At 70.6% G+C, this 23,447-nt stretch carries 18 protein-coding genes; 11 read left to right on the top strand and 7 right to left on the bottom strand.

Annotated elements, in window-relative coordinates; all coding sequences use genetic code 11:
* The 4 genes from ACZ7MX_RS17635 to ACZ7MX_RS17620 all read left to right on the top strand — a co-directional run bounded on the left by ACZ7MX_RS17635 (window position 1) and on the right by ACZ7MX_RS17620 (window position 4,206).
* The gene (locus ACZ7MX_RS17635) at window positions 1–1,014 is read left to right on the top strand and encodes a carbohydrate ABC transporter permease (protein WP_472133016.1); all 1,014 of its coding nucleotides are present in this window, start codon (window positions 1–3) and stop codon (window positions 1,012–1,014) included.
* Window positions 1,011–1,847, top strand: a complete 837-nt coding sequence (locus tag ACZ7MX_RS17630) for a carbohydrate ABC transporter permease (protein WP_472133014.1) — start codon at window positions 1,011–1,013, stop codon at window positions 1,845–1,847. Before ACZ7MX_RS17635 ends, ACZ7MX_RS17630 begins: the two co-directional genes overlap by 4 nt.
* A 52-nt stretch (window positions 1,848–1,899) precedes the next feature.
* Window positions 1,900–3,546 (top strand): glycoside hydrolase family 13 protein, encoded by a 1,647-nt coding sequence (locus tag ACZ7MX_RS17625; protein WP_472133012.1) that lies wholly within the window; start codon window positions 1,900–1,902, stop codon window positions 3,544–3,546.
* 120 nt (window positions 3,547–3,666) lie between these two features.
* Entirely contained in the window at window positions 3,667–4,206 is a 540-nt protein-coding gene (locus ACZ7MX_RS17620) for a hypothetical protein (RefSeq protein ID WP_472133010.1), read from the top strand.
* Window positions 4,207–4,755: 549 nt separating this feature from the next.
* Here the strand turns inward: ACZ7MX_RS17620 and ACZ7MX_RS17615 are convergent.
* On the bottom strand, window positions 4,756–5,607 hold the full coding sequence (locus ACZ7MX_RS17615) for a LysR family transcriptional regulator (RefSeq protein WP_472133008.1): 852 nt from the start codon (window positions 5,605–5,607) through the stop codon (window positions 4,756–4,758).
* A gap of 104 nt (window positions 5,608–5,711) precedes the next feature.
* Between ACZ7MX_RS17615 and ACZ7MX_RS17610 the strand changes: the two genes are divergently transcribed.
* The 5 genes from ACZ7MX_RS17610 to ACZ7MX_RS17590 all read left to right on the top strand — a co-directional run bounded on the left by ACZ7MX_RS17610 (window position 5,712) and on the right by ACZ7MX_RS17590 (window position 12,749).
* Window positions 5,712–6,206, top strand: coding sequence for a cupin domain-containing protein (locus ACZ7MX_RS17610; RefSeq protein ID WP_472133006.1), 495 nt, complete (start codon window positions 5,712–5,714; stop codon window positions 6,204–6,206).
* A 245-nt stretch (window positions 6,207–6,451) separates the two neighbouring features.
* Complete coding sequence (locus tag ACZ7MX_RS17605; protein WP_472133004.1) at window positions 6,452–8,266, top strand: glycoside hydrolase family 35 protein; 1,815 nt, start codon at window positions 6,452–6,454, stop codon at window positions 8,264–8,266.
* Window positions 8,267–8,533: 267 nt separating this feature from the next.
* The gene (locus ACZ7MX_RS17600; protein ID WP_472133002.1) at window positions 8,534–10,306 is read left to right on the top strand and encodes a PKD domain-containing protein; all 1,773 of its coding nucleotides are present in this window, start codon (window positions 8,534–8,536) and stop codon (window positions 10,304–10,306) included.
* A 115-nt stretch (window positions 10,307–10,421) separates the two neighbouring features.
* Complete coding sequence (locus ACZ7MX_RS17595) at window positions 10,422–12,029, top strand: alpha/beta hydrolase (RefSeq protein WP_472133000.1); 1,608 nt, start codon at window positions 10,422–10,424, stop codon at window positions 12,027–12,029.
* Between the two features lie 381 nt (window positions 12,030–12,410).
* On the top strand, window positions 12,411–12,749 hold the full coding sequence (locus ACZ7MX_RS17590) for a hypothetical protein (protein ID WP_472132998.1): 339 nt from the start codon (window positions 12,411–12,413) through the stop codon (window positions 12,747–12,749).
* A gap of 252 nt (window positions 12,750–13,001) precedes the next feature.
* Here the strand turns inward: ACZ7MX_RS17590 and ACZ7MX_RS17585 are convergent, their stop codons facing one another.
* Window positions 13,002–13,448 carry a hypothetical protein gene (locus tag ACZ7MX_RS17585; RefSeq protein WP_472132996.1) on the bottom strand — a complete coding sequence of 149 codons (447 nt, stop codon included), beginning with the start codon at window positions 13,446–13,448 and terminating at the stop codon, window positions 13,002–13,004.
* A gap of 359 nt (window positions 13,449–13,807) precedes the next feature.
* Between ACZ7MX_RS17585 and ACZ7MX_RS17580 the strand changes: the two genes are divergently transcribed.
* Window positions 13,808–14,251, top strand: a complete 444-nt coding sequence (locus ACZ7MX_RS17580; protein WP_472132994.1) for a hypothetical protein — start codon at window positions 13,808–13,810, stop codon at window positions 14,249–14,251.
* Between the two features lie 9 nt (window positions 14,252–14,260).
* Here ACZ7MX_RS17580 and ACZ7MX_RS17575 read toward each other — a convergent pair whose 3' ends face one another.
* The 3 genes from ACZ7MX_RS17575 to ACZ7MX_RS17565 form a co-directional block, all read right to left on the bottom strand.
* Window positions 14,261–15,856, bottom strand: coding sequence for a sensor histidine kinase (locus ACZ7MX_RS17575; RefSeq protein WP_472132992.1), 1,596 nt, complete (start codon window positions 15,854–15,856; stop codon window positions 14,261–14,263).
* Window positions 15,853–16,563: a response regulator transcription factor gene (locus tag ACZ7MX_RS17570; protein ID WP_472132990.1), complete on the bottom strand. Its 711-nt coding sequence runs from the start codon at window positions 16,561–16,563 to the stop codon at window positions 15,853–15,855. Before ACZ7MX_RS17570 ends, ACZ7MX_RS17575 begins: the two co-directional genes overlap by 4 nt.
* Before the next feature lie 238 nt (window positions 16,564–16,801).
* Entirely contained in the window at window positions 16,802–17,791 is a 990-nt protein-coding gene (locus ACZ7MX_RS17565) for an ornithine cyclodeaminase family protein (protein WP_472132988.1), read from the bottom strand.
* Window positions 17,792–17,998: 207 nt separating this feature from the next.
* Between ACZ7MX_RS17565 and polX the strand changes: the two genes are divergently transcribed.
* Window positions 17,999–19,732: a DNA polymerase/3'-5' exonuclease PolX gene (polX, locus tag ACZ7MX_RS17560; protein WP_472132986.1), complete on the top strand. Its 1,734-nt coding sequence runs from the start codon at window positions 17,999–18,001 to the stop codon at window positions 19,730–19,732.
* Here the strand turns inward: polX and leuA are convergent.
* Window positions 19,671–21,512 (bottom strand): 2-isopropylmalate synthase, encoded by a 1,842-nt coding sequence (gene leuA / locus ACZ7MX_RS17555; RefSeq protein WP_472132984.1) that lies wholly within the window; start codon window positions 21,510–21,512, stop codon window positions 19,671–19,673. The genes polX and leuA overlap by 62 nt on opposite strands.
* Window positions 21,472–23,409: a B12-binding domain-containing radical SAM protein gene (locus ACZ7MX_RS17550; protein WP_472132982.1), complete on the bottom strand. Its 1,938-nt coding sequence runs from the start codon at window positions 23,407–23,409 to the stop codon at window positions 21,472–21,474. Before ACZ7MX_RS17550 ends, leuA begins: the two co-directional genes overlap by 41 nt.
* Window positions 23,410–23,447 lie beyond the last annotated feature (38 nt).

Raw genomic sequence — 23,447 nt, 5'->3', positions numbered from 1 at the left:
ATGGTGACAACGCAGAATCCGGCCGCGCCACCCGCGCTGTCCCTGCCGGCCAGGCACCCGCAGCGCCGGGCCCGGGCCACCTCCGGTTCCGGCCGGCTCGCCGCCCTGCTGGTCTCCCCCACGCTGCTGGTGCTGGCGGTGGTGGTGCTCTACCCGACGATCGTGGCGCTGAAGGACTCGCTCTTCGGCACTCCCGGCCTCAACCCGAAGACCGGCTTCGTCAACGAGACCGACCCGTTCGTCGGGCTGCAGAACTACGGCGCGATCTTCGGCGCGGCCGGCGCACGCTTCTGGAACGCCTTCTGGAACACCACGTTCCTGACCGGCACCACGGTCGCCCTGGAGACGGTCATCGGCATCGCCATGGCGCTGATCATGCACCGTGCGTTCCAGGGACGGGCCCTGGTACGGGCCGGCATCCTGGTGCCGTGGGCCATCCCCACCGCGGTGAGCGGTCTGCTCTGGCGCTGGATCTTCAACAGCAACGGCGTGGCCAACGCCCTCACCGGGCAGCACATCCTGTGGACCACCGAAGGGTTCCACGCCAAGCTCGCGGTCATCATCGCCGACGTGTGGAAGACCGCTCCGTTCATCGGCCTGCTCGTCCTGGCGGGGCTGCAGGTGATCGACAAGGAGGTCTACGAGGCCGCCAGGATCGACGGGGCGGGCGCGCTGCGCCAGTTCTGGAACATCACCCTGCCGCTGGTCAAGCCCGCACTGCTGGTGGCCGTACTGTTCCGGACGCTGGACGCGCTGCGGATGTTCGACCTGCCGTACATCCTCATCGGCGCGCAGAAGACCTCCGTGGAGACGCTGTCCATGCTCGCCCAGGACCAGGCGGCGAACGTGCGCTTCGGTCCCGCCGCGGCCTACGCGGTGATCCTCTTCGTCTATGTCTTCCTGATCGCGCTGGCCTTCGTCCGGCTGCTGGGCGCCGACGTCGTCGGTGACGACGGCCCGACCCCGCTGCGCCGCCGGTGGCGCGCGCACCGACGCACGGAGGTGGCGGCATGAACACCCTCTCCCCGAAACTGCGCAAGGGGCTGCTCTACGCGGGGGTCGCCGCGGTCGTCGTCTACTGCCTGGCACCGTTCTACTGGATGCTGGTCTCCAGCCTGCGGCGGACCTCCGACATCTTCTCCAACTCGCCGGTCCCGACCCGGCTTTCGTTCGAGAACTACCTCGCGGTCCTCGACCCGTCCGAGTCCTTCACCCGGGCGCTGCTCAACAGCGTCGTGGTGGCGGGCATCACCACCGCCGTGGCGCTGGTCCTGGCCACCTTCGCCGCCTACGCGATGGCACGGCTGGAGTTCCGGTTCAAGCGGCTGGTGCTCACGCTGATCATCGCCACCTCCATGTTCCCCGTGGTGTCGATCGTGGTCCCGCTGCTGAAGATGTTCGTCGACTTCGGCTGGATCAACAGCTACCAGGCGATGATCGTGCCCAGCATGTCCTTCACGCTGCCGCTCGCGGTGTGGAACCTGACCGCCTTCTTCCGGCAGATGCCGCAGGAGCTGGAGCACGCCGCGATGGTCGACGGCTGCACCCGCGGCCAGGCGTTCCGCAAGGTCATCGTCCCGCTCGCCGCGCCGGGCATGTTCACCACCGCGATCATCACCTTCATCGCCGCCTGGAACGAATTCCTCATCGCCCTGTCGATGACGAACAAGCCGGAGATGCAGACGGCACCCGTGGCCATCTCCAAATTCTCCGGAGCGAGCCAGTTCGAGACCCCGTTCGGCAGCCAGATGGCGGCGGGCGTCCTGGTCACCATCCCCCTCGTGATCATGGTGCTGGTCTTCCAGCGCCGGATCGTCGCCGGCCTCACCGCCGGTGCGGCGAAGTAGTCCCACCCACCGCACACCGATGCCCCGAGAGCCCCGAGGAGCACGCAGCAGCATGCCCAGCAACCCCGCACCGTGGTGGCGCAGCGCCGTCATCTACCAGGTCTACGTCCGCAGCTTCGCCGACGGCAACGGTGACGGAGTCGGTGACATCGCCGGCATCCGCTCCCGCCTGCCGTACCTGAAGTCGCTCGGGATCGACGCCATCTGGATCAACCCGTGGTACAAGTCGCCGATGGCCGACCACGGTTACGACGTGGCGGACTACCGCGCGATCGACCCGCTCTTCGGCACCCTGGCCGACGCCGAGGCGCTGATCGAGGAGGCCCACCGGCACGGCATCCGCGTCATCCCCGACATCGTGCCGAACCACACCTCCGACCAGCACGCCTGGTTCCGGGCAGCGCTGACCGCGGGGCCCGGCAGCCCGGAGCGGGAGCGCTACCACTTCCGCGACGGCCGTGGGCCCGACGGGTCCGAGCCGCCCAACAACTGGCGGTCCGTCTTCGGCGGCCCGGCCTGGACCCGGCTTCCCGACGGCCAGTGGTACCTGCACCTCTTCGCCCCCGAGCAGCCGGACCTCAACTGGCAACACCCCGACGTCCAGGCCGAGTTCGAGGACGTCCTGCGGTTCTGGTTCCGCCGCGGCGTCGACGGCTTCCGCATCGACGTGGCACACGGCCTGGTCAAGGACCCGGCACTGCCCGACCTGCCGACCCGCGATGCGGGGGACGCGCCGGCGCCCGGGGAAGAGACGGACCATCCGTACTGGAACCGCGACGAGGTGCACGCGATCTACCGGGCGTGGCGCCGGGTGGCCGACGAGTTCCCCGGCGACCGGTCGTTCGTCGCCGAGGCATGGGCCGACACTCCCGAGCGGCTCGCCGCCTACGTGCGGCCGGACGCGCTGCACACCGCCTTCAACTTCGACTTCCTGATGACCAGTTGGGACGCCGCCGACCTGCGCGAGGTCATCGACCGCTCGCTGGGCACGCTCGGCTCCGTGGGCGCACCCGCCACCTGGGTGCTCTCCAACCACGACGTGGTACGCCACCCCAGCCGCTTCGGCCGTACGGTCGCGAAGAAGTGGGTCGCCAACGCGCCCTACCGGCCCGAAGGCCCCCTCGACCTCGAACTCGGCGTCCGGCGGGCCCGTGCGGCCGCCCTGCTGATGCTCTCCCTGCCGGGCGGCGCCTACGTCTACCAGGGCGAGGAGCTGGGCCTCGCGGAGGTCGAGGACCTGCCCGAGGACGTACGGCAGGACCCCATCTGGGAACGCTCCGGGCATACCGACCCCGGACGCGACGGCTGCCGCGTCCCGATCCCGTGGTCCGGGCAGAGCTCCCCGTACGGCTTCAGTCCCGAGGACGCCACCGGCCGGCCCTGGCTGCCGCAGCCCGCGCACTGGAAGGACCTCAGCGTCGCGGCCCAGACCGGCGACCCGGCCTCCATGCTGGAGCTCTACCGACGCGCCCTGCATCTGCGCCGGGACCACCCCGCCCTCGGTGAGGGCGAGTTGACCTGGCTCGACGCCCCGGCCGGGGTGCTCGCCTACCACCGCGAACCCGGCTTCGCCTGCATCGTCAACCTCTCCTCGGAGCCGTACGAGCTGCCCGCGCACGATGCGGTACTGCTGACGAGCGGCGGCCCGCTGGAGGACGGGTGTCTGGGCCCGGACCAGGCGGTGTGGCTGGCGATGTAGCGGCCTGGCCCCAGCGGTCCACTCCTCCTGCGGAGGGACGCGCGGTTCGCCCGCTCGGCGGAGTGGGATGGCTCCAGGGCAGGAAGCGGGCGGTGCGGGTGCCGGGCCAGCATCGGGTCCATGAGAGTTGACGCGATCGCCCGCATGGCACCCGAGGCCCGACGCATACTGCTCCGGCCGGCCCGGCCGGCGCCCGCTGGGCCCCGCGTCCGGGTCGCGGTGTGGCTGGCGATGGCTGGTTCGCTGGTGTACGTGGGGCAGAAGGTGTACATGGCGGCGCGCGGGGAGGTCGGTATGCCCGGCCACCCCGCGCCCGCCCAGGTGCAGGCGCAGTTCGCCCACCCGGGATGGGCCCAGGCGGGCAACGCTTCGCTCGGTCTCCTTGCGGTGGGGGTGGCGTGGGCGACCACCGCGCGCTGGGGTGCGCGCATCCCCCGCTGGGCGCTGCTGTGCGCCCTGGCGCTGACCGCGGTGCTGCAGTCGCTGGGAGCGGTGATCACCCTCCGGCGCACGGACCTCGACCTGGCGCACCTTGGTTGGGGCCCCGTTTACGAGGCCGTCACGGGCAGTGTCGGGCTCGCGGCGTGGGTCGTGGTGGCGGTGTCGTACTTCCTGCGCAGCCGTCCGCACGCCGTCCTCGCGGCAGAGGCGCGCCCGTGACCGCTCGCCGTACTCGGACCCGTACTCGGACCGTCCGTCGTGACCCGACGGCGGCCGCCTCCCCCCTCGCCTTCTGGTGCGCCTTCGCCTACGGTGCGATGAAGCTCGACTGGGCACTGGGCGGGGCGTTGCTGATGCGTCAGACCCCGCTGCCGGCGGGTGCCCGGGACGACTTGTTGAACGCCGCTCCGGGAGCGGTCGCCGGGAGCTGGGCGTCCGTCGCGCTGGCGCTGGTCGGCATGGCGGCCGCGCTCCACCTGTCCGGTCGTTTCGGACCGCACGGCGGGTTCCGCCGCACGATGCTGCTCGCCGGTTCCTGGGCAGGGTGCGCGTTCATGGTGGCGCGTGCGCTCGGCCTGCTGGGCTACGGATTCGCCGGTGACCTGCGGGTGCTGGCCGGTTGGGCTTCCGTTCCGCCCGCGCACGCCGGCCTCGCGCGCTTCCAAGCGCACTGGGACCTGGTGCTGTGGTCGCCGTACTGGCTGCTCTTCGGCACCTGCTGGGGGCTCGCGGCCCGGCGCTACCGGAGGAGGCGCGGTGGTGGGGGCCTCAGATGCGGTAGGCGGCGAGCGCGATCCGGACGAACGAGCGGATCAGGGGATTCGTGTCGCCCGCGTTCCATGCCACCACCACCCGGCTCGGTGGCATGTCGCTCAGCGGCACCACGGTGAGCGCCCGCACCGGCTCGTGGCCCAGGAGCGTCATGCCGACCGTGCCGTTCCAGAGGACGGCTTGCCGGCATTCCTGGACCGCGCGCACCACCGGACCGTCCCGAGGTTCCCCGCCGCTCCAGTACGACTGCCAGAGGGGGTCGGTGCCCTCCGGGAAGCGGAACCAGCGCCGGTCGGCGAGGTCGGCCAGCGTGAGGCTGTCACGGCGGGCCAGCGGATCGCCGGCGCGCAGCAAGGCTCCCACCGGGTCGGCACGCAACTCGTGCACGCTCAGGCCGGTCCGGTCGAACGGCCCGCGGGTCAGTGCGACATCCACCGCTCCGGCGTGCAATCCGCAGGTGGGGTCGGTCAGGTCCGTGTCGCGGATGCGCACCTCGACGCGCGGGTGCCGCCGGTGGTAGGCGCCGGCCAGCCGGGTTGCGCCCGGGTCGCTGCTGCCGCCCAGGACGCCGACGGTGAGGGTGGCGGTGCCGGCCGCCGCGGCCACCCGCACGCGCACCCGGTCGGCCTGGTCGAGCAGGGCGCGCGCCTCATCGAGCAGCACCACTCCCACCCGGGTGAGCGTGACACCGGTGGACGAGCGGTCGAACAGCGGGGCGCCGACTTGGGTTTCCAGCTGCTTGATCGCCCGGCTCAGGGGCGGCTGGCTCATGTGCAGCCGCGCGGCGGCCCGGCCGAAGTGGAGTTCCTCGGCGACAGCCACGAAATAGCGCAGCGTGCGTAGCTCCATGGCGCGACGATACCGGCACGGTATCGAGCCCACCGAAGGGGTCTTGGACAGTCCCCGTGCCCCGGCGGTGGAATCGAGTCATGACTGAGGACATGACTGAGGACATGGCTGAGGAAACGAAGGCCGGCCGGCCGGTCGCCGAGCCCGCCGTATCGGTGGTCGGCCCGGGCGACGGGGAGACGATCTTCCTGGGCACCACGCGCATGCGCGTCCTCGAAGACGGCAGCAACACCGGTCACCGTCTCGGGATGGCCGAGTCCGTCCTGGCGCCGCACACACCCGGACCACCGCAGCACCGTCACTCCGAGCACGACGAGGGCTTCTACATCATCTCCGGCACGGTGCGGTTCACGGTCGGGGACAAGGACCATGACGCGACCGCGGGCACGCTCGTGATGGTCCCGCCCGGAGCCCCGCACACGTTCGCCAACGTGACCGACCAACCGGCCGTCATGCTCAGCACGTTCACGCCGGACCTCTACGTGCAGTACTTCCGGGACCTGCAGGACATGCTTGCCGACGGCCAGGCACTGCCCCCCCGGGCAAGCATCCAGGCGATGAGCCGCTATGCCACCGAGCCCGCAGCCGACACGGGTTGAGCACCCGGGTCGCCCTCCTCCCTCGCGGCCCGAACCTCCGTCACCCGCCGGGCAGTTCAGGTGCGTCCGCACCGCGGTTCAGCGCGCACAGCCGCGAACCCTTGTGCTTGTTTCTGTTCTATACAACACTCTCAACACACAGAAACGCGCACTCCTGAACATGTTCGAGTCTTGGGCGACGACCGGTCGAGTCGAGGAGAGCAGACATGACGCAGTTCAGCCGACGTAGGTTTCTGAGCTCAGCCATGGTGGGGGCCGCGTCCCTGGGGGTCGCCCTGGGCAGCAGCCGTACAACCCTCGCCCAGGCCGAAAGCCCACGGGGACTGACCGTCCGCGGGAAGGAATTCCTGCTGGACGGCAAACCGTTCCGCATCCTTTCGGGCGCCTTCCACTACTTCCGGACGCATCCCAAGGACTGGCGCGACCGGTTGATCCGCATGCGGGCCATGGGCCTGAACACCGTGGAGACCTACGTCGCCTGGAATTTCCACCAACCGTACGAGAAGAAAGCCGACTTCACCGGGTGGCGCGATGTCGCCGCGTTCGTCCGCACCGCGGACGAGGTGGGGCTGAAGGTGATCGTGCGACCGGGACCGTACATCTGCGCGGAATGGGACTTCGGCGGCCTGCCCGCCTGGCTTCTCAAGAACAAGGACGCGCCGCTGCGCCGTTCCGACCCCGCGTACGAGCGAGCGGTCGACACGTGGTTCGCCGAACTGCTTCCCCGGTTCGTCGATCTGCAGGCCACGCGCGGCGGGCCGATCATCGCCCTGCAGGTCGAGAACGAGTACGGCAGCTACGGCGACGACCACGCCCACCTGGAACATCTGCGGGACACCATGCGGGCGCAGGGCATCGACAGCCTGTTGTTCTGCTCCAACGGAGCCACTCAAAAAGCCCTGGAGGCGGGCAGCCTCCCCGACCTCCTGTCCACCGTCAACTTCGCCGGTGACCCCACCGGTCCCTTCGCGGAACTGCGCAAATTCCAGCCGGACAAGCCCCTTTTCTGCACGGAGTTCTGGGACGGCTGGTTCGACCACTGGGGCGAGCGGCACCACACCTCCGACCCCGCGCGGACCGCCGCCGACGTGGAAAAGATCCTCGAAGCCGGAGCGTCGATCAATTTCTACATGGCGGTGGGCGGCACGAACTTCGGCTGGTACGCGGGTGCCAATCTGAGCGGCAGCGCTTATCAACCCACCGTCACCAGCTACGACTACGACGCCCCGATCAGCGAATCCGGCGAACTCACGGAGAAGTTCCACGCAGTGCGCGACGTACTCGCCAAATACACCACCCTGCCGAACACGCCACTGCCGGCCACGCCGCGCAGGATGCCGGCCCAGCGGGTCGCCGTACGCGAGTCGGTGCCGCTGATGGACACCGTCGACGCACTGAGCAGCACCCCGGTGCGGCGCACCACCCCCGTCCATATGGAGGCCCTCGGGCAGCCGCACGGCCTGATCCACTACCGCACACGGGTGCGCGGGCCGCAGGGGACCAGGCGCCTGCGGATCACAGGACTGGGCGACCGTGCGCTGGTGTTCGGTGACGGCAAGCGGATCGGCACCTTCGACCGCAACCAGCCGCTCCACACCGTCGACTTCACCGTGGCCGGCGCGTCCGGCACCCTCGACCTCCTGGTGGACCCCACCGGGCGGGTCAATTTCGGCCAGGGCCTCAACGACCCCAAGGGAATCAGCGGCAAGGTCTTCCTCGACGACGAAGAACTGCACGACTGGGAGATCCGCCGGCTCCCCCTCGACAACCTTTCGGCTCTGAAATTCCGCAACGAAGACACCCCGACCGGCCCCGCCTTCCACCGGACCCGGGTCCATGTCACCGCCCCCGCGGACGGTTTCCTCGCCTTCCCGGGCTGGGACAAGGGGATGGTCTGGCTCAACGGATTCGCGCTCGGCCGCTACTGGTCCCTCGGACCCCAGACCACCCTGTACGCGCCCGGACATCTGTGGCGGAAGGGTCGCAATGAGCTCGTCGTGCTGGAAATGGAACGGCGGGGGGACCGGATCGACGTACGGTCCGAGCCCGACATCGGTTAGGGAACCGTGCTCGCGTCCGCCGCCTCCATGCGTAACTGCAAGTAAGTGATCAGTTTCACTCAGTATGGGACGCTGCACGCAGTCCACACCGCTCTTCCCACTGTCATGATCGCTACCGATGCGGACTCAGCTGACTCCGATGCGGAATGCAGTGGGCTCTGCACGGGACCAAATGACGGTGACGACAGGGGTGTTGGCATGAGATGGGCGTGGTCGCGGCGGCGGGTTGCACGGAGGCAGTGGGGGGCCGGAACAGGCGCCGGCTCCGTGTCGGGCGGGCCGGGGGCGACCCGTCGCTCGTCGGTGGCGAGGCGTTGCGGGGCGGTCGGCGCGGCCGCCCTGCTGTTGGGCCAGCTCCTCGGCGGGCTCCCCGCCGCGGCGCAGACCAGGGCCCTGCCGGGATCGGCGTTCCCCCTCGTCCTGGATGTGGACCTGACGCCAAATCCGGTGTGCAGTGGGCCCGTGCGCGGCCGGGTGGAGGTCTACGACCCCGCCGCGGCGAAGGCCGGAGCCACCGTGGAGTGGCGCGTACGCGCCGGTGAGAAGCAACTGGCGGGCGGGCGCCTCGACATGACCACCCCTGTCGGCACGGCAGCGTTCCGCATCCCCTTCGACCGGGTGCCCTCGACCGAGACCGCCCTCCAGGTCGACGCCCGCATCGCCGGCACGCCCGACGGCCAGGCGCCCGGCCGCTACGGCAAGGTCTGGCGGGACACGCTACGCCGCGGGTGCCACCCGGTGCGGGTGGCGTCCGTCGGCGACTCGGTGGTCTGGGGCCAGGGTCTGGACCACGACCAGAAGTTCCCTTATCTGACCGGGCAGTTGCTCGGCCGCGAGACCGGCCGGGGCTTTCGGCTCAACGACTATTCGATCTCCGGTGCGGTGCTTGACGCGCCCGATCTGCCCGCGGGCAACAAGGACGCGGCCTGTCTGCGCACGACCGAGAAGCAGGACCCGGACGGCGACGGGGAAATGGAGTTCGGCGAGGTCACCCAACAAATGCCGGATGTCTTCTGCCAGTTGGAAAGGGCAGGGGCTCAGGCGCGGTCGGGCGGCTACGGTCTCGACCTGGTCGTGATCAACGGGTGCATCAATGACCTCGATCCCTTCTTCGGCATCGGCGTCGGCATCACTCCCGGCTCGGAAAACGTGCCCGAGGCAGTGCAGCGCGAGTGCTCCGGCATCGGTGCGGCAGCGGAGAACCCGGCCAAGGACGTGCCCTACTTCAGTGGCGCGAAGGTCGGCTACGGCGGACGCGGGATGCGGGCGGCGATCGAGAAGGCCCATTCCCTGCCGGGCCGGCCGAAGGTGATCGTGGCCGACTTCTACTACGCGCTGAGTCGCAGCAGTTCTCCGATCCCGGTGAAGACCTGTTCGGCCCCGGGAGTGGCCGGGGCCCGGCTGGCCTCCTGCAAGGCCGCTCTCGGCAGGGTGGCCGAGCGCTATGAGCAGTACACCCAACTGGCCAATGCCGCTTACCACCAGGCGGCGGCCGCCGCCAACAAGGCGTCCACCGACGGTCCGTACGCGGTTGCGGCCGACGGACTGTTCACCGTGGACAATGCCCTTCTCACCCCGGACTCCAAGGTCTGGAACACTCCGGTGACCGACCCGGCGTTCCCGCTGCGCACCCGAGCCTGCCCCGAGCTGAGCGCGACTCCTCTGCAGTGCCTGAGCGCGGCGGTCGGCCATCCCGACATCGAGGGCGCCCGGCAGTACGCCGATTCCTTCCTCCTCAACCCCCGTGTGCGCGAGTGGTTCCGCCTCCCCCGCCAGGGCCGCCGGGCGCAGCTGACCCTCCCCGCACACGCCCCGGTCGGCACCGAGGTGCGCATCTCGGCAACCGTGCACGGAAACCCGCCCGCCGCCGGCTATCGCTACCACTGGTACTTCGGTGACGGCACCCAGCAGGAGACCGGCGAGCCGACCGTCACCCATGCCTACGACCGCACGGGGCCCTGGCTGCCACGCGTCGTGATGACCGGCCGGGACGGAGGAAAGACGCTGGTCGAAGCCGCGCGAGCCATCACCGCGGACTAGGCCGCCCTGCCTTCCCGGGTCTTCCCTGCTCGGGGGTGGTACCAGTACCACCCCCGAGACGGATGCTGGGGGGATCGAGCGGCCGTGTGCCCGGCGGAAGGATCGGTCCCGGTAGATGAAGGAACGCGTCCGGGAGGGTTCGATGGCAGGGTCGTGGGTTTCGGGGAGGGTGCCGCGCACGCGGTGGTGGGGTGCGTCCGCACTGGCGGGTGTGGCCGCGGTGGTCGTGGCCGCGACGGTGCTGCCGGCGGGCGGGGCGCAGGCCACCGGGGCAGGAATGCGGGTGCCCGCCCGGTACGCGCAGCAGCGGCTGGACTGGCGGCCCTGCGAGGGTGCTGCGTCGCTGGAGTGCGCGCGGATGACGGTGCCGCGGGACTGGCACCGTCCGGATGCCGGTGTGGACCTCACCGTGGCGGTCTCCCGGCACCGGGCGAGCAGGCCCGCCGGGCGGCGCGGGGTGCTGATGATGGCGGCGGGCGGGCCGGGTGCCTCGGGGCTGAACCGACCGGAGGGTTTCGTCAAGGACGAGCCCGCGGTGGGCGCCGCGTACGACGTGGTCGGTTTCGACCAGCGCGGCGTCGGTCGCAGCACCCGCCCGGTGTGCCAGACGGACGCGGAGTTCCAGGAGTTCTTCGCGCACGACTTCCGGGACCGCTCCCCCGCCGCCGTCCAGGGCGTGCTGGCGCGGTCGCGCAAGCTGGCGCGGGACTGCGGAACACGCAGCGGCGGGCTGCTGCCGTACCTGACCACCGAGCAGACGGCCCGTGACATGGATCTGTTCCGCTCGCTGCTCGGTGCACGGAAGATCTCGTACTACGGGCCCTCCTACGCCACGATGATCGGCGCCTACTACGCGACGCTGTACCCGCGGCGCATCGAGCGGACCGTGCTGGACAGCAATGTCGGCTGGTCGGGTTCCTGGGAGGCGTTCGAGACCGGACAGCCGAAGAGCTTCCAGCGCCGGTTCGAGCAGGACTTCCTGCCCTGGCTGGCGAAGTACGACGCCGTCTACCACTACGGGCGGACGGCCCGGCAGGCCAAGGCACGGTGGGAGGCCCGTCGGCAGGCGCTGGCGGAGCACCCGGTGACCGTCGGCCAGGTCGTCATCGGCCCGAACCAGCTGGACAACGGCACGATCCAAGCGGTCTACAACGCCAAGGAAGGCTTCCCGGCACTGGCGTCGGCGCTCGTCGCGCTCGACCGCGGGGACGGCGCGGGGGCTCCGGAGCGGCAGCTCATGGAAAAGGTCTTCGGCTCGTATCTCAGCCCGGCCTTCCTGGCCGAGTACTTCTCGGTCACCTGCAACGACACCGCCTGGAACCGCGATGTCGGCTACTGGGTCCGGCGGAGCGCTCAGGACACGACGGCCCAACCGCTCGTCGGCGCCCGCGAGTTGGCCTTCTCGTCCGTGTGCGCGTACTGGCCCACGGCGACCGCGCCGAAGGTCAAGGTCACCGGGGCCGGACTGCCGACGACCCTGATGCTCAACTCGGTGCACGACCCCGCGACCTATTACGAGGCCGCCCTCCGGGACCACCGGGCCCTGCGCGGCTCCCGCCTGGTCACCGTCACCGGCGGCGGTGACCACGGTCAGTACCGCAACGGCAACGCGTGTGTCGACAGCATCGTCACCACCTACCTGCTGACCGGCAAGGCACCCAAGCACGACACGACCTGCGCGGCCGGCCCCCTCCCGGTCCCCGCCGGATCCGCCGCGACGTAGCACGGCTCAGACAGACGCAGGCCGGGATCATGCCCTGATCCGGCTGTCTCGCGCGGCTGGCGCGACGCAGTGGACTCAGGTTGCGTTTACCATGTTCCGGTCAAATGTTCAGAGCGGGGGAACGGGGGAGTGCGGATGGCTTTCTTCGCCTTTTCGGCAGCCGATGCACCGTCACAGCCGTTCGGTGCTCGTCTCGAAGCCACCACTGCAAAGGGATTCATGCGTTTCCATCGAATACTTGCCACGGCCGGCACCGTCGTTGCCCTGGCATCGGTTTCCGCTTGCAGCAGCCTGCCCTCCGGTGGGTCGCCGCAGGGGGCCGGGGAACTTCTCAGAACGACGCTGCACTGCGAGAAGGTCGACATCGCCACGCCCCCGGAGGTGGCAAAGGTCGAGGCCATGGGCATGAAGGGCATCAACGGCGGGGGCGAGTGTGACGACCCGGCGGTCGGTGGCGGTGACGCCGACTTCCTCACCATCGAGGACATGGAGGCGTTCCAGACCGCCGTCAAGGGGGAGAAGTCCGAGCAGGACGACCTGATGGTCGGGGACGACTTCGCCGTCGACCCGGGCAGCGACGACCAACGGCGGAAGCTGCTCGATGCCGGGCTGCTGTTCCTCAACTGCACCCCCGGCTTCCACGCGCCCGAGGGCAAGACCACCGACGACGGTGAGGTGGACGGCTGCGTCACCACCGACTACTCGGACGATCTGGACTGACGCGACCGACCGGCTGACGGATCCACGCGGCCTACGGCTGCGTGGATCCGTCGTATGCGCAAGCAGTCGGGTGGGAAGCCTGGTTGGCCTGCCGGCCCGGCAAGGACCCAGGCCCGGCCGGTGCTTCCGACCTCTCCTACCGGTCCCTCACTGCGGGTCCTCGGCCGCGTCGGCGTCGGCCGCGTCCGCTGCCTTCCTCGGTCAGCAGCAACGCGGGGCGCCGGGAGCGTTGCCTCACGAGGGAGCGTTGCCTCACGAGGCGGTGCTCTTCTTGTCACCGTCCTTCGTCGCGCACCAGGCCGCGACGGCCTTGAGGTCGGTGCGCTCGCGGGTGAGCGTGGGCCTGAGCTCCTTGCGGTGGTTGAGCCGGTCCTGGAGGAACGTGGCGACCGCGTCGCGGTGCTTGGCGCGGGCGTTCTTCACCCGCTGTTCCAGGCGCGCGATCGAACCACGGGTGTGGGCATCGCCGTTGAGCCGGTCGAGAGCCTTGTCGATGCGCTGCTCCAGCTTGGGCACGCGGTGGCAGATGCCCTTGCCGTGGCCGTTGCCCTTGCCGTGGTGCGGGGCGGTTGCCGAGGGCTCGGCGGACGACGGGCTGCCGGAGTCCGCCGCGTTCGCCGACGCTGCCCCGCTCAGCAGGCAACCGGTGAGCGCGAGGGTGGACAGGGCTCCTGCCAGGGCGATCTTGGGGTGCTTCATGGTGGTGCTCCCTTCAGGAAGGAATGGGTAAGGGGAAGGTGTGTCTGGGGATACCTGAGGTGTCTGGGAATGGATGACGGTGGCCGCAGGGGCTCGCAGGAGCGGGCGGGCCGGCCATGTTGCAGAACGTAGGGGCGTTCTTTGTGGGGACCTTGTGAGCCGCTACGGGGTGCGTTCTCCGTCCGTACGGGGGCGTGGCGGGCACAGAGAATCCACAAGGATCGTCCTTATGGTCGAGGGCAGTTGAGCATCAGCGACGGTGTGCGTAGGTGTCGACGACGGTGTACGTGCGTGTCGGCGACGGTCTCGTACACCGAGCCTCGAACCTGGGAGAGACAGTGGACTGCGATGGTTTCCTCGTGTCGGACGAGCCCTTCTCCTCGGGGTCCACGGTCCTCACCACCCTCGGGCCACGTGACGTACGGCTGCCCCTGAGCGGCTGGCTGCTGCGCGTCGGGCGGGGGTCCGAGGGGCGTCCGGCGCTGGAGGTGCACAGCGGGGCCGGGCTGATCGATGTGTCGGTCGTGAGCACGCTCTGTGTCTCCCCGCTCCGGGGTGGCCGGTACGGCGGCCGGGCGGGGAGGCACTGGACGCTGGCGTGGGGGCAGTTGCCACCCGGCGCCGACGTCGTCGAGGCGTGCTTCCGGGGGTGGCGGCGCGACCGGTCCATCCAGGCGCTCACGGTGGCGGACGCCTTCTGGGTCGCGGAGGTCGGCGGCCGGTTCCGCTCGGTGAGGTGCTCCGCGGGAGCGGGCCGGGCCACCGCGCGGGTGGTCAAGGAGTCCCCGCCTCGTACGAGGTGACGGGGCCGGTCAGGCCCCGGTCGGCACCTCGTGCGGGCCCTCCCCCGGGACCTCGCTCAACCAGGCGCGGTGCAGCGGCAGTTCCAGGGTGCGGGTGTCGGCCGCCGGGTCGGCGGGCCGGGGCAGGTGGACCTCGAAGCGGACGCCGGTTCCCGCCGGCCGGTCCAGGATCCGTACCGTGCCGCGGTGCAGGGCGATCTGCTGGGCCACCAGGGTCAGGCCCAGCCCCGAGCCGGGGCTGCCGGCGCGTCGGTGGAACCGTTGGAAGACCTGCTGACGCTCCTCGGGTGCGATGCCCGGACCGTCGTCGTCCACGGTGAGCACGGCCACCGGGTCCGCCGGCCCGTCGCCCGGCCGGAGCGCCACCTCGATCCGCGCCGGCAGTCCCGCCCGGCTCCCGTGCAGCACCGCGTTGCGAAGCAGGTTGTCGACCGCCATCCGCAGCCCCGGCTCCCAGGCGCTCAGCATCAGCCCGGGTGTGAGCCGGAGGGTCAGCCGGACGCCGGGGTGGTGCCGTTCCACCTCGGCCACCGCCGCCGCGACCAGCTCGGAGAGGTCCACGACACCGAAGGCGTCGGCCTCCACCAAGTCGCCCCGGGCCAGCGCGCGCAGCGCGATCAGCGTGGCCATCAGCCGCTGCTGTCCGGAGCGCAGGTCGGCCAGGACCTCGGCGCGGTCGGCCGGATCGAGGTCGGGGTGGTCGGTGAGGACGTCCAGATTGGTCTGCATGCCCATCAGCGGGGTGCGCAGTTCGTGGGACGCGGTCGCGGAGAAGGCCCGTGCGGTCGCCAGTGCCTCCTGGGTCCGCGCCGCCTGCTCGTCGTAGCGGGACAGCACGGTCTGCAGGGTGCGGGCCAGGTCGTCCACCTCGGTGATCCGCGACGGGGCGTGGTCCAGGCGCGCCGCGCTGGTGCCGGGGTCGAGGCCGCCGGCCCGGCGCTGCAGGCGGCGCAGCGGGCGGGTGGCCCGTTCGGCGATGGCCCAGGAGAGCAGCCCGGCCAGGGGGGCGGCGATCAGCGCCACCACCAGCATGCGGTGCTGTACGGCGGTGACCTCGGCGGTCCCGGCCGATCCGCGGGAGAACACCCACAGCGTGCCGCGCGGGCCCTTTCGGGCGTGCGCGCCGCCCACCGCCACCGACAGCGCCCGCCAGGCGTGGCCGCGGGCCCGTACGGTCACCGGGTCGGGTGCGGCGACCGGCAACGACACGGTGGCGACCGGCTGCGGACCCGCCGCGGCCACCAGCCGGTACCCCTGCGGGCCACCGTCCGTGGTCAGGTTCCGACCGGGCCCGGCCGGATTGCCGCCGCCGCTCCCGCCCGTCACCGATCCGCCGCCGGACGCCAGGAGACGCACCCCGACGTCGAGGCCCGCGTCGAGCAGCCGCCGCTCCCGGTTCGCCGCCTTCCGCGGCTGTCCGCTCTCCTCGGTCCGCAGCAGCCCCCTGGCCAGCGGCAGCAGCACCGCGGCCCGTTCCCGCAGATGGGCGTCCTGCTCGGCGTGCACGTCGCGGGTGACCAGGCGCAGCAGCAGCGCGCCCGAGCCCAGCACCAGCAGGGGCATGGCGAGGCCCATGACGAGGGCGATCCGGGTGGTGAGCCTCATCGCGCGGGGTCCGTTGCGGAGGCCCGCAGGACGAAGCCGACGCCGCGGACCGTGTGGACGAGGCGCGGTCGGCCGCCGGCCTCCGTCTTGCGCCGGAGATAGCTCACGAACGTGTCGACGGCATCGGTGCGCACCTCGAAGTCGTAGCCCCACACCCGGTCCAGGAGCTGATCGCGGGTGAGGACGACGCCCGCGTTGCGGGCGAGGACCTCCAGCAGTTCGAACTCCCGCCGGGTGAGCCCGACCGCCGCGCCCGCGTACGTCACCTCGCGCGCGGCCGTGTCGAGGACCAGGTCGCCGACCTGCACGAGGTCTCTGCCTGCGGGCGGGCGGCGGCGAAGCAGGGCCTGCAGCCGCAGGACCAGCTCCTTGAGCGCGAAGGGTTTGACCAGGTAGTCATCGGCCCCGGCCTGGAGGCCCGCGACCCGGTCCGCCAGCTCGTCCAGTGCGGACAGCATCAGCACCGGCACCTCGTCACCGTCGGCCCGCAGTGTGCGGCACACCTCGATGCCGCTGATTCCCGGCAGCGACACGTCGAGGACGATCACGTCCGGCGGGGTCCGGGCCAGTTGCGCCAGAGCGGTCGGGCCGTCCTCGGCGAGCGCGACGGCGAAGCCGTTCAGCCGCAGGCCGCGCCCCAGGGACCGCAGGATCATCGCGTCGTCGTCGACGACCAGGACTCGGTCGAGGCGCTTGGCCGCGCACATGCAAGGCTCCACTCTCATCTCGTCGGGCGCCTCGGCTCATCCGCTCGCCCCGCAGTTGCCGCAGCACCATCGGCCGTCCGGCCCCTGGACCACCGCGGCACCGCATCGTGTGCAGTTCACTGTCCATGCCGTCCCGGTTCCCGACGCACCCGCCGGCGGCATCCGTGCACGGTAGCCGCATCGGGAAGGTAGGAGGAAAACTTGTGGGTTTCCTGTGGACGCCGCGGTGGCCCCGGTCCTAGCCCAGGTCGATGTGCGTCCCCGCGGACCGTTCCCGGGCGGCTGCGACGACGAGGGCTGCCGCCGCGGCGTCCTGGACGGCTACGCCGACGGACTTGTAGAGCGTGATCTGATCGGGCGCGGTGCGGCCGGGCCGGCTTCCGGTGAGGAGTTCGCCGAGTTCGGCGTGCACATGGTCCGCGGTGATGACGCCGTCGCGGATCGGGTGGAGCAGGTCGTTGCTTCCGGCGGGGAAGGGGGCCAGGGCCGCCTGCCGCGATTCGACGCAGACCAGGGCGTCGGCGATGGTGGCGTCATCGACCTCGCGGCCGGCGGGGTTGAAGCCGACCGAGGTGACGTGGACGCCCGGCGTCAGCCAGGGGCGGCGGACGACGGGGTCGACGGCGTGGGTGGTGGCCGCGGCGATGTCCGCGCCGTCGAGCGCCTGGGCGTAGGTGGCCACCGCCTCGGCGGGGATGCCGAGTTCGGCCGAGAGTTCGGCGGCGAGGGCGGTGGCGTGGGCCGGGTTGCGGCCGGCCACCCGGATGTGGCGGAGGGGGCGGACCCGGCACATCGCGTGGGCGTGGGAGCGGGCCTGGGCGCCGGTGCCCAGCAGGGCCAGCACCGACGCGTCCGCACGCGCGAGCAGCCGCGCCGAGAGCGCCGAGCAGGCGGCGGTCCGCGCGGCGGTGATCGCGGTACCGTCCAGCAGGGCCGTGGGCTCGCCGGTGTCCGGGTCGAAGGCGACGATGAGCGCCTGGTGGGTCGGCAACGGCGTACCGGCGTTCCGCGGGAAGACGGAGACGAGTTTGCTCGTCAGCGCCCCTGCGGAGGGCACATAGCCCGGCATGGCGGCGACGAAGCCCGTCCGCTCCGGCACCATCGCCGCCACCCGGTCCGGCGCGGCGGCCCGGCCGGCGCTGAGGTCGGTCATCGCCGACGCCAGCGCATCGATCAGCGCGTCCATGTCGAGCAGCGCCGCCACCTCCGAGCGCCCCACCACCAGCATCCGGTCCGACCTCCGATCACCGCGTACGGCCGGCACGGCACCGGCCGAGGAGTTCGACCGTAACGCGCGCGGGGGAAGGGCGGTGAGCGGTTCCGCCGGGTGGGGGGACAGGCGGGCGCCGGGCCGAAGGGGACGGTCGGTGACGGTCGTGCGCGGACGGTGACGGCCGGCCGTGCCGCGGGGCGGATACGGGCGCACCCTGGAGGTATGGTCCGCGCCAACGAGGAGGTCGAGGCGCTGCTGCAGGAGTACGCCGACCTCATCGCGATCAGTGGTGGCGACGCCTTCAAGGCCCGTGCCTACGAGAAGGCGGCCCGCGCCGTCGGCGGCTACCCCGTCGACGTCACCCAGCTCGATGTGCCGGGGCTGCGGGAGATTCCGCACGTCGGCGCCTCGATCGCGGAGAAGATCGTCGAGTATCTGCGGTCCGGGCGGGTCGCCACCATCGAGGAGACCAGGGCGTCGGTCCCCGCCGGGGTCCGGGAATTGATCAGCATCCCCACCCTGGGGCCGCGGAAGGCGATGGTCCTCTACGAGGTGCTGGGCATCACCTCGGTGGACCAATTGCTCGACGCCGTCCATGAGGAGCGGCTGCGGGAGCTCAAGGGGTTCGGTGAGCGGACCGAGGAGAACATCCTGCACGGCATCTCGCTGATGCAGAAGGCCGGGGAAGGCCGGATCCTGCTGGGTGCCGCGATGGAGCTGGCGGAGCAGATCGTCGCCGAACTGTCCGGGATCCGCGGCTGCCGGCGGTGTACGTACGCGGGGTCGCTGCGCCGGATGAGGGAGACGATCGGGGACATCGACATCCTGGTCGCGGCGGAGCGGTCCGCGCCGTTCATGGCGGCGCTCGCCGAGCTGCCGTACACCGCCGAGGTCATCGCGCACGGGGAGAAGAAGACGTCGATCCGCACCACCAAGGGGCTGCAGGTGGACCTGCGGGTGCTGCCGCCGGTGTCCTGGGGTGCGGGACTGCAGTACTTCACCGGATCGAAGGCGCACAACATCCGCACCCGGGCGATCGCGGTGCGCCACAAGCTCAAGCTGTCCGAGTACGGGCTGTTCCACGCCAAGAGCGGCGAGATGATCACCTCGGAGACGGAGGAGGGGATCTACGACCGGCTCGGGCTGCCGTGGATCCCGCCGACCCTGCGGGAGGACCGCGGTGAGGTCGCGGCCGGACTCCGAGGCGAACTGCCCGACCTCGTCACCGAGCGCGACATCCGGGGCGATCTGCACACCCATACCGACCTCACCGACGGGCTCTCGTCCCTCGACGACATGGTCGCCGCGGCCGCCGGACGCGGTTATGCCTATTACGCCGTCACCGACCACGCCCCCAACCTCTACATGCAGCGCATGACAGACGAGAAGATGCTCGCGCAGCGGGAGGAGGTGCGTGCGCTGGACCGCCGGTACCACGGGATGCGACTGCTGCACGGCACCGAACTCAACATCGGCCCGGACGGTGAGGTCGACTGGCCGGACGCCTTCCTGGCGGGCTTCGACCTCTGTGTGGCCTCCGTCCACTCGCACTTCAACCAGAGCCGGCAGGCCCTCACCCGGCGCCTGATCCGCGCCTGTGAGAACCCGTACGTGGCCGTGATCGGTCACCCCACGACGCGCCGGATCGGTAAACGCCCGGGAATCGACGCCGATTTCGACGCGGTCTTCGCGGCCTGCGCCAGGACGGGCACCGCGCTGGAGATCAATGCCCATCCCGAACGGCTCGACCTGTGCGACGAGGACATCCTGCGCGCCAAGCGCCACGGCGTGAAGTTCGCGGTGAATTCGGATGCGCACTCCACCACGCATCTGCCGTATCTGCGGTACGGCGTGGGCACGGCGCAGCGCGGTTGGCTCACGAAGGACGACGTCATCAACACCTGGCCGCTGACGAAACTCCGGCGCTTTCTGCGGAAAGCCGGTTCACCGCGCTGAGGACGGCCCGCAGGGTGGCGGTGGCGGTATCGGGGGCGATCCCGGCGCCCCAGGCGGAGCGCTGGTGGTGGTCGATGCGGGCGTAGGCGGCGAACCGCGGGGCCCGGTCGTCCTCCGGGGGGAGGGGGTGCTGGGTGAGGTCCCCGAGTGTGAGGGCGGTGGGGTCGGGGGTCCCGGGGTGGGCCGTCGTGGCGAGGCCGTCGAGGAGTGCGTCGGCGAGCGCGGGGCCGGAGCCGTGCAGCGTCAGGGTGTCGCCGGTGCCGGTCAGCAGGGTGCAGGTGAGGGACCGGGTGGCGCCGTCGTCGGAGCTCTGCGCGGTGTGGTCGAGGAGTGCGAGCGGTCGAGTGGCTTCCAGGTAGGTGCGGCGGAATGCCGACCAGACTTCGTCGGCCGACAGTTCTCCCTCGGTGCCGTCGGTGTGCTCCTGGATGATCCGGGCGAATTCCGCCTGCAGCGGGCGCGGCAGGTCCAGATGGCATGCGGTTTTCAGCAGGTATGCCGAACCCGCCTTTCCGGACTGGGAATTGACCCGGATCACCGCTTCGTAGTCGCGGCCGATGTCCTTGGGGTCGATCGGGAGGTACGGCACGGCCCAGGGCAGCCGGGCGAGGGGTGTGCCGGTGGTGGCGGCCCGGTGTTCCAGGGCCTCGAAACCCTTTTTGATGGCGTCCTGGTGGGAGCCGGAGAAGGCGCTGTGGACGAGTTCGCCGCCGTACGGGTGGCGGGGGTGCACCGGCAGCCGGTTGCAGTATTCGACCGTGGCGGCGACCTCGGTGAGATCCGAGTAGTCGATCATCGGGTCGACGCCTTGGGTGAAGAGGTTGAGTCCGAGGGTGACGAGATCGACGTTTCCGGTGCGTTCGCCGTTGCCGAAGAGGCAGCCCTCGATGCGTTCCGCGCCGGCCATGCAGGCGAGTTCGGCGGCGGCGACGGCGGTGCCGCGGTCGTTGTGCGGGTGGATGGAGAGGATGAGGGAGTCCCGCCGGTCGAGGTGGCGGTGCATCCACTCGATCTGGTCGGCGTAGATGTTCGGGGTCGACATCTCGACGGTGGCGGGGAGGTTGAGGATCATTTTGTGATCCGGCGCGGGGTCCCATACGTCGGCGACCGCGTTGCTGACCTCCAGTGCGAAGTCCAGCTCGGTGCCGGTGAAGGACTCCGGTGTGTATTCGTAGCGGATTCCGGGGCTCCCCAGGTCCTCGGTGAGCTTTTTGCACAGCCGGGTGCTGCGCACCGCCAGGTCCTTGATCTGTGCGCGGTCCATCCCGAACACCACCTCCCGCTGGAGGCAGGACGTGGAGTTGTACAGATGGGCGATCGCGTGGCGGGCGCCGGCCAGGGACTCGAAGGTGCGGTGGATGAGCTCCTCGCGGGCCGGCATGATGACCTGGATCGCGACGTCGTCCGGTATCAGGTCCTCTTCGATGAGCAGCCGGATGAAATCGAAGTCGGTCTTGCTGGCCGCCGGGAAACCGACCTCGATCTCCTTGAACCCCATCCGGACCTGGAGTTCGAAGAGTTTCCGCTTGCGGGCGAGGTCCATGGGGACGGCGAGCGCCTGGTTCCCGTCCCGCAGGTCCACCGCGCACCATTGCGGGGCCCGGGTGAGGGAGGCGGCCGGCCAGGAACGGTCCGGCAGGTCGACCCGGGGATAGGCGGTGTATCTCTGTGTGGGCATGCCCGAGGGCTGTTGCAGCGGCTGACCGGAGACAGGGAGGGAAGCGGGCATCAGATTCTCCTCATTCCGCGCCGGCCTCGACGGGGACCGGGGCCGCGTCATTGCGGGCACCGCCCCAGCGGTGCCGGGTCTCGTGGTGGATGTGCCAGATGTCGTCCTCGGTCAGCAGGACGGAGACGACGTCGGGAAAGGCTTCCTCGAAATAGATGTAGGGCTTTCGGTTGTCGATGCGCGGGGAGTGGTAGTCGAGCCGGTCCTGCATGCCGTGGGCCCGGGTGACGGGTGTCGCGGGGTGATAGGTGAGGATGTTGGGGCTGGCCAGATCGATCAGCTTGTCGTCGATGAGCCGGCCGACCTCGTGGATGGTCTCGTCGATGCTCGACCGGGTTTCCCCGTCGAGGCCGAAGAGGACGGAGGTGCCCAATTGCAGACCGTGCGCCTTGACCAGCGCGGCGGCCTCCCTGACCTTTTCCCGCCAGGGTTTGCGCTCGTCCCGGCGGAGGTTTTTGTGGATATGGGTCATGACCTGCGTCGACATGCTTTCGATGCCGATGTAGACGTAGCTGCAGCCGGCTTCCTTCATCTTCCGCAGGAGGGTGTCGGATTCCTCCGCGGAATGGAGTGCGACGAGGGTGTCGACGGTCAGCTGTGCGCCCCATTGGAGGCCGTGCAATCGCTCGATGTCGTCGTCGTGGGTGAGGAAGTGCCGGTAACGGGCGTCGAGTTCCGTGGGCGGGGTTCGGCGTATGCGGCTGAGTTCTTCGCAGAAATTGCCGATGTCGCGGTAGCGGCCGCTCCAGAAGACCGAATCGTCGAAGAAGAGTGCTGCGGCGCCGTAGCCGACGTATTCGCAGACCCGCTGGACCGCCGTGCCGATCGCATCGTCCTTGAACCGCTTGAGGCCATTGCTCAACTGGGCCGACTCGGAACAGAAGTTGCAGCGGTAGGGACAGGCGTTGGACACCATGAAGTGGGCGGTGCGCAGTACCTCCCCGGATTCCGGGTCGGTGAAGATCGGGAAACGAGAGCGGATGGCGAACGCCTCGTAGGGCGAGGGCAGAGTGGCGAGGTCGAGTGCGCCGCCGCGCAGGGGTACCGCGTCGAGGGTGTCTCCCGCGGCCAGGACGACGAGGGAGGTGCCGGCTCCGGGCCCCTCCTCGGCGAGCAGCCCCTGCAGACACGGCAGCACCTGGTCCCGGTCGACCCGGCGCCGGTCGAGGTCGGTGGCCAGTGCGAGGGCCCGCATCAGCAGGTCCACCGCGTGGTAGGCCTCGCCGCTGACCACCGCGTCGACCACCTGGGGCACCTTGCCCTGCTGCATGACGGCCAGCGGGCTGCTGGGTTTGAGCAGCAGCCCCTGGCCGTCGGGGGTGGCCGTGGTGGTCTCGTCGACGTGCCGGCCGCCGAGGATGACGAAGGTTTCCGGGACCTCGCGCTTGGCCAGTTCCGCGATCTGCAGCGCATAGCGGTGGGCGGGCGATACGGCGCTGATGAGGACGACCCGGGGCCGGACCTCGCGCAGCATCCGTACCCACAGGTCGCGGGCGGTGTCGTCCCACACCCTGGGGTCGAACACGGTGCGGTCGGTGTTCGGGGCCGTCCCGTAGGCCCGGTATCCGTCGTCGCCGGCGGAGAGCCGGTACTTCTTGGACGGGAACCGGGTCCACTCGGGTGCGAGATCGGTGTAGTGCGCGGCGTCCGCCAAGGGGCCGGCGTCGGCCACCGCCCGGTGCACGGCGAGGCTCAGCGCGGTGTAGAGGCACATCGGGTCGCCCGGGTAGGTGATTTCCCCCTCGGACTGGGTCATGACGGGTGCCAGTACGGACAGCACCGGGAAATAGCGGGTTTCCGCCCGGCCGTCGGCCAGATACTCGGCCAGGCGTTTTCTGCGGGTGCGCCGTCGTTCCCGGAAGGCGTCGGGGTCGGCCATGTCCCCGGCCCGGTGCAGCCGTACGGTGCCGTTCCCCGAATACACCTTTTCCATGGCGTGCGTGGCCATCAGCCCTCCGGATTTCCGATTTCTTCCGGGATCTCGGC

Source organism: Streptomyces sp. NPDC107765 (genome assembly GCF_055657085.1).
Note: the sequence above shows the minus strand (reverse complement) of the source record. Positions and strands in the feature narration are given on the sequence as shown.

What these genes read in the sequence shown, in the direction of transcription:
- ACZ7MX_RS17625 (WP_472133012.1), top strand. Translation starts at nt 1,900, where the DNA reads ATGCCCAGCAACCCCGCACCGTGGTGGCGCAGCGCCGTCATCTACCAG.
- ACZ7MX_RS17605 (WP_472133004.1), top strand. Translation starts at nt 6,452, where the DNA reads ATGGTGGGGGCCGCGTCCCTGGGGGTCGCCCTGGGCAGCAGCCGTACA.
- ACZ7MX_RS17610 (WP_472133006.1), top strand. Translation starts at nt 5,712, where the DNA reads ATGGCTGAGGAAACGAAGGCCGGCCGGCCGGTCGCCGAGCCCGCCGTA.
- ACZ7MX_RS17565 (WP_472132988.1), bottom strand. Translation starts at nt 17,791, where the DNA reads ATGCTGGTGGTGGGGCGCTCGGAGGTGGCGGCGCTGCTCGACATGGAC.
- ACZ7MX_RS17570 (WP_472132990.1), bottom strand. Translation starts at nt 16,563, where the DNA reads ATGTGCGCGGCCAAGCGCCTCGACCGAGTCCTGGTCGTCGACGACGAC.
- polX (WP_472132986.1), top strand. Translation starts at nt 17,999, where the DNA reads ATGGTCCGCGCCAACGAGGAGGTCGAGGCGCTGCTGCAGGAGTACGCC.
- ACZ7MX_RS17595 (WP_472133000.1), top strand. Translation starts at nt 10,422, where the DNA reads ATGAAGGAACGCGTCCGGGAGGGTTCGATGGCAGGGTCGTGGGTTTCG.
- ACZ7MX_RS17630 (WP_472133014.1), top strand. Translation starts at nt 1,011, where the DNA reads ATGAACACCCTCTCCCCGAAACTGCGCAAGGGGCTGCTCTACGCGGGG.
- ACZ7MX_RS17615 (WP_472133008.1), bottom strand. Translation starts at nt 5,607, where the DNA reads ATGGAGCTACGCACGCTGCGCTATTTCGTGGCTGTCGCCGAGGAACTC.
- ACZ7MX_RS17550 (WP_472132982.1), bottom strand. Translation starts at nt 23,409, where the DNA reads ATGGCCACGCACGCCATGGAAAAGGTGTATTCGGGGAACGGCACCGTA.
- ACZ7MX_RS17585 (WP_472132996.1), bottom strand. Translation starts at nt 13,448, where the DNA reads ATGAAGCACCCCAAGATCGCCCTGGCAGGAGCCCTGTCCACCCTCGCG.
- ACZ7MX_RS17575 (WP_472132992.1), bottom strand. Translation starts at nt 15,856, where the DNA reads ATGAGGCTCACCACCCGGATCGCCCTCGTCATGGGCCTCGCCATGCCC.
- ACZ7MX_RS17620 (WP_472133010.1), top strand. Translation starts at nt 3,667, where the DNA reads ATGAGAGTTGACGCGATCGCCCGCATGGCACCCGAGGCCCGACGCATA.
- leuA (WP_472132984.1), bottom strand. Translation starts at nt 21,512, where the DNA reads ATGACGCGGCCCCGGTCCCCGTCGAGGCCGGCGCGGAATGAGGAGAAT.
- ACZ7MX_RS17635 (WP_472133016.1), top strand. Translation starts at nt 1, where the DNA reads ATGGTGACAACGCAGAATCCGGCCGCGCCACCCGCGCTGTCCCTGCCG.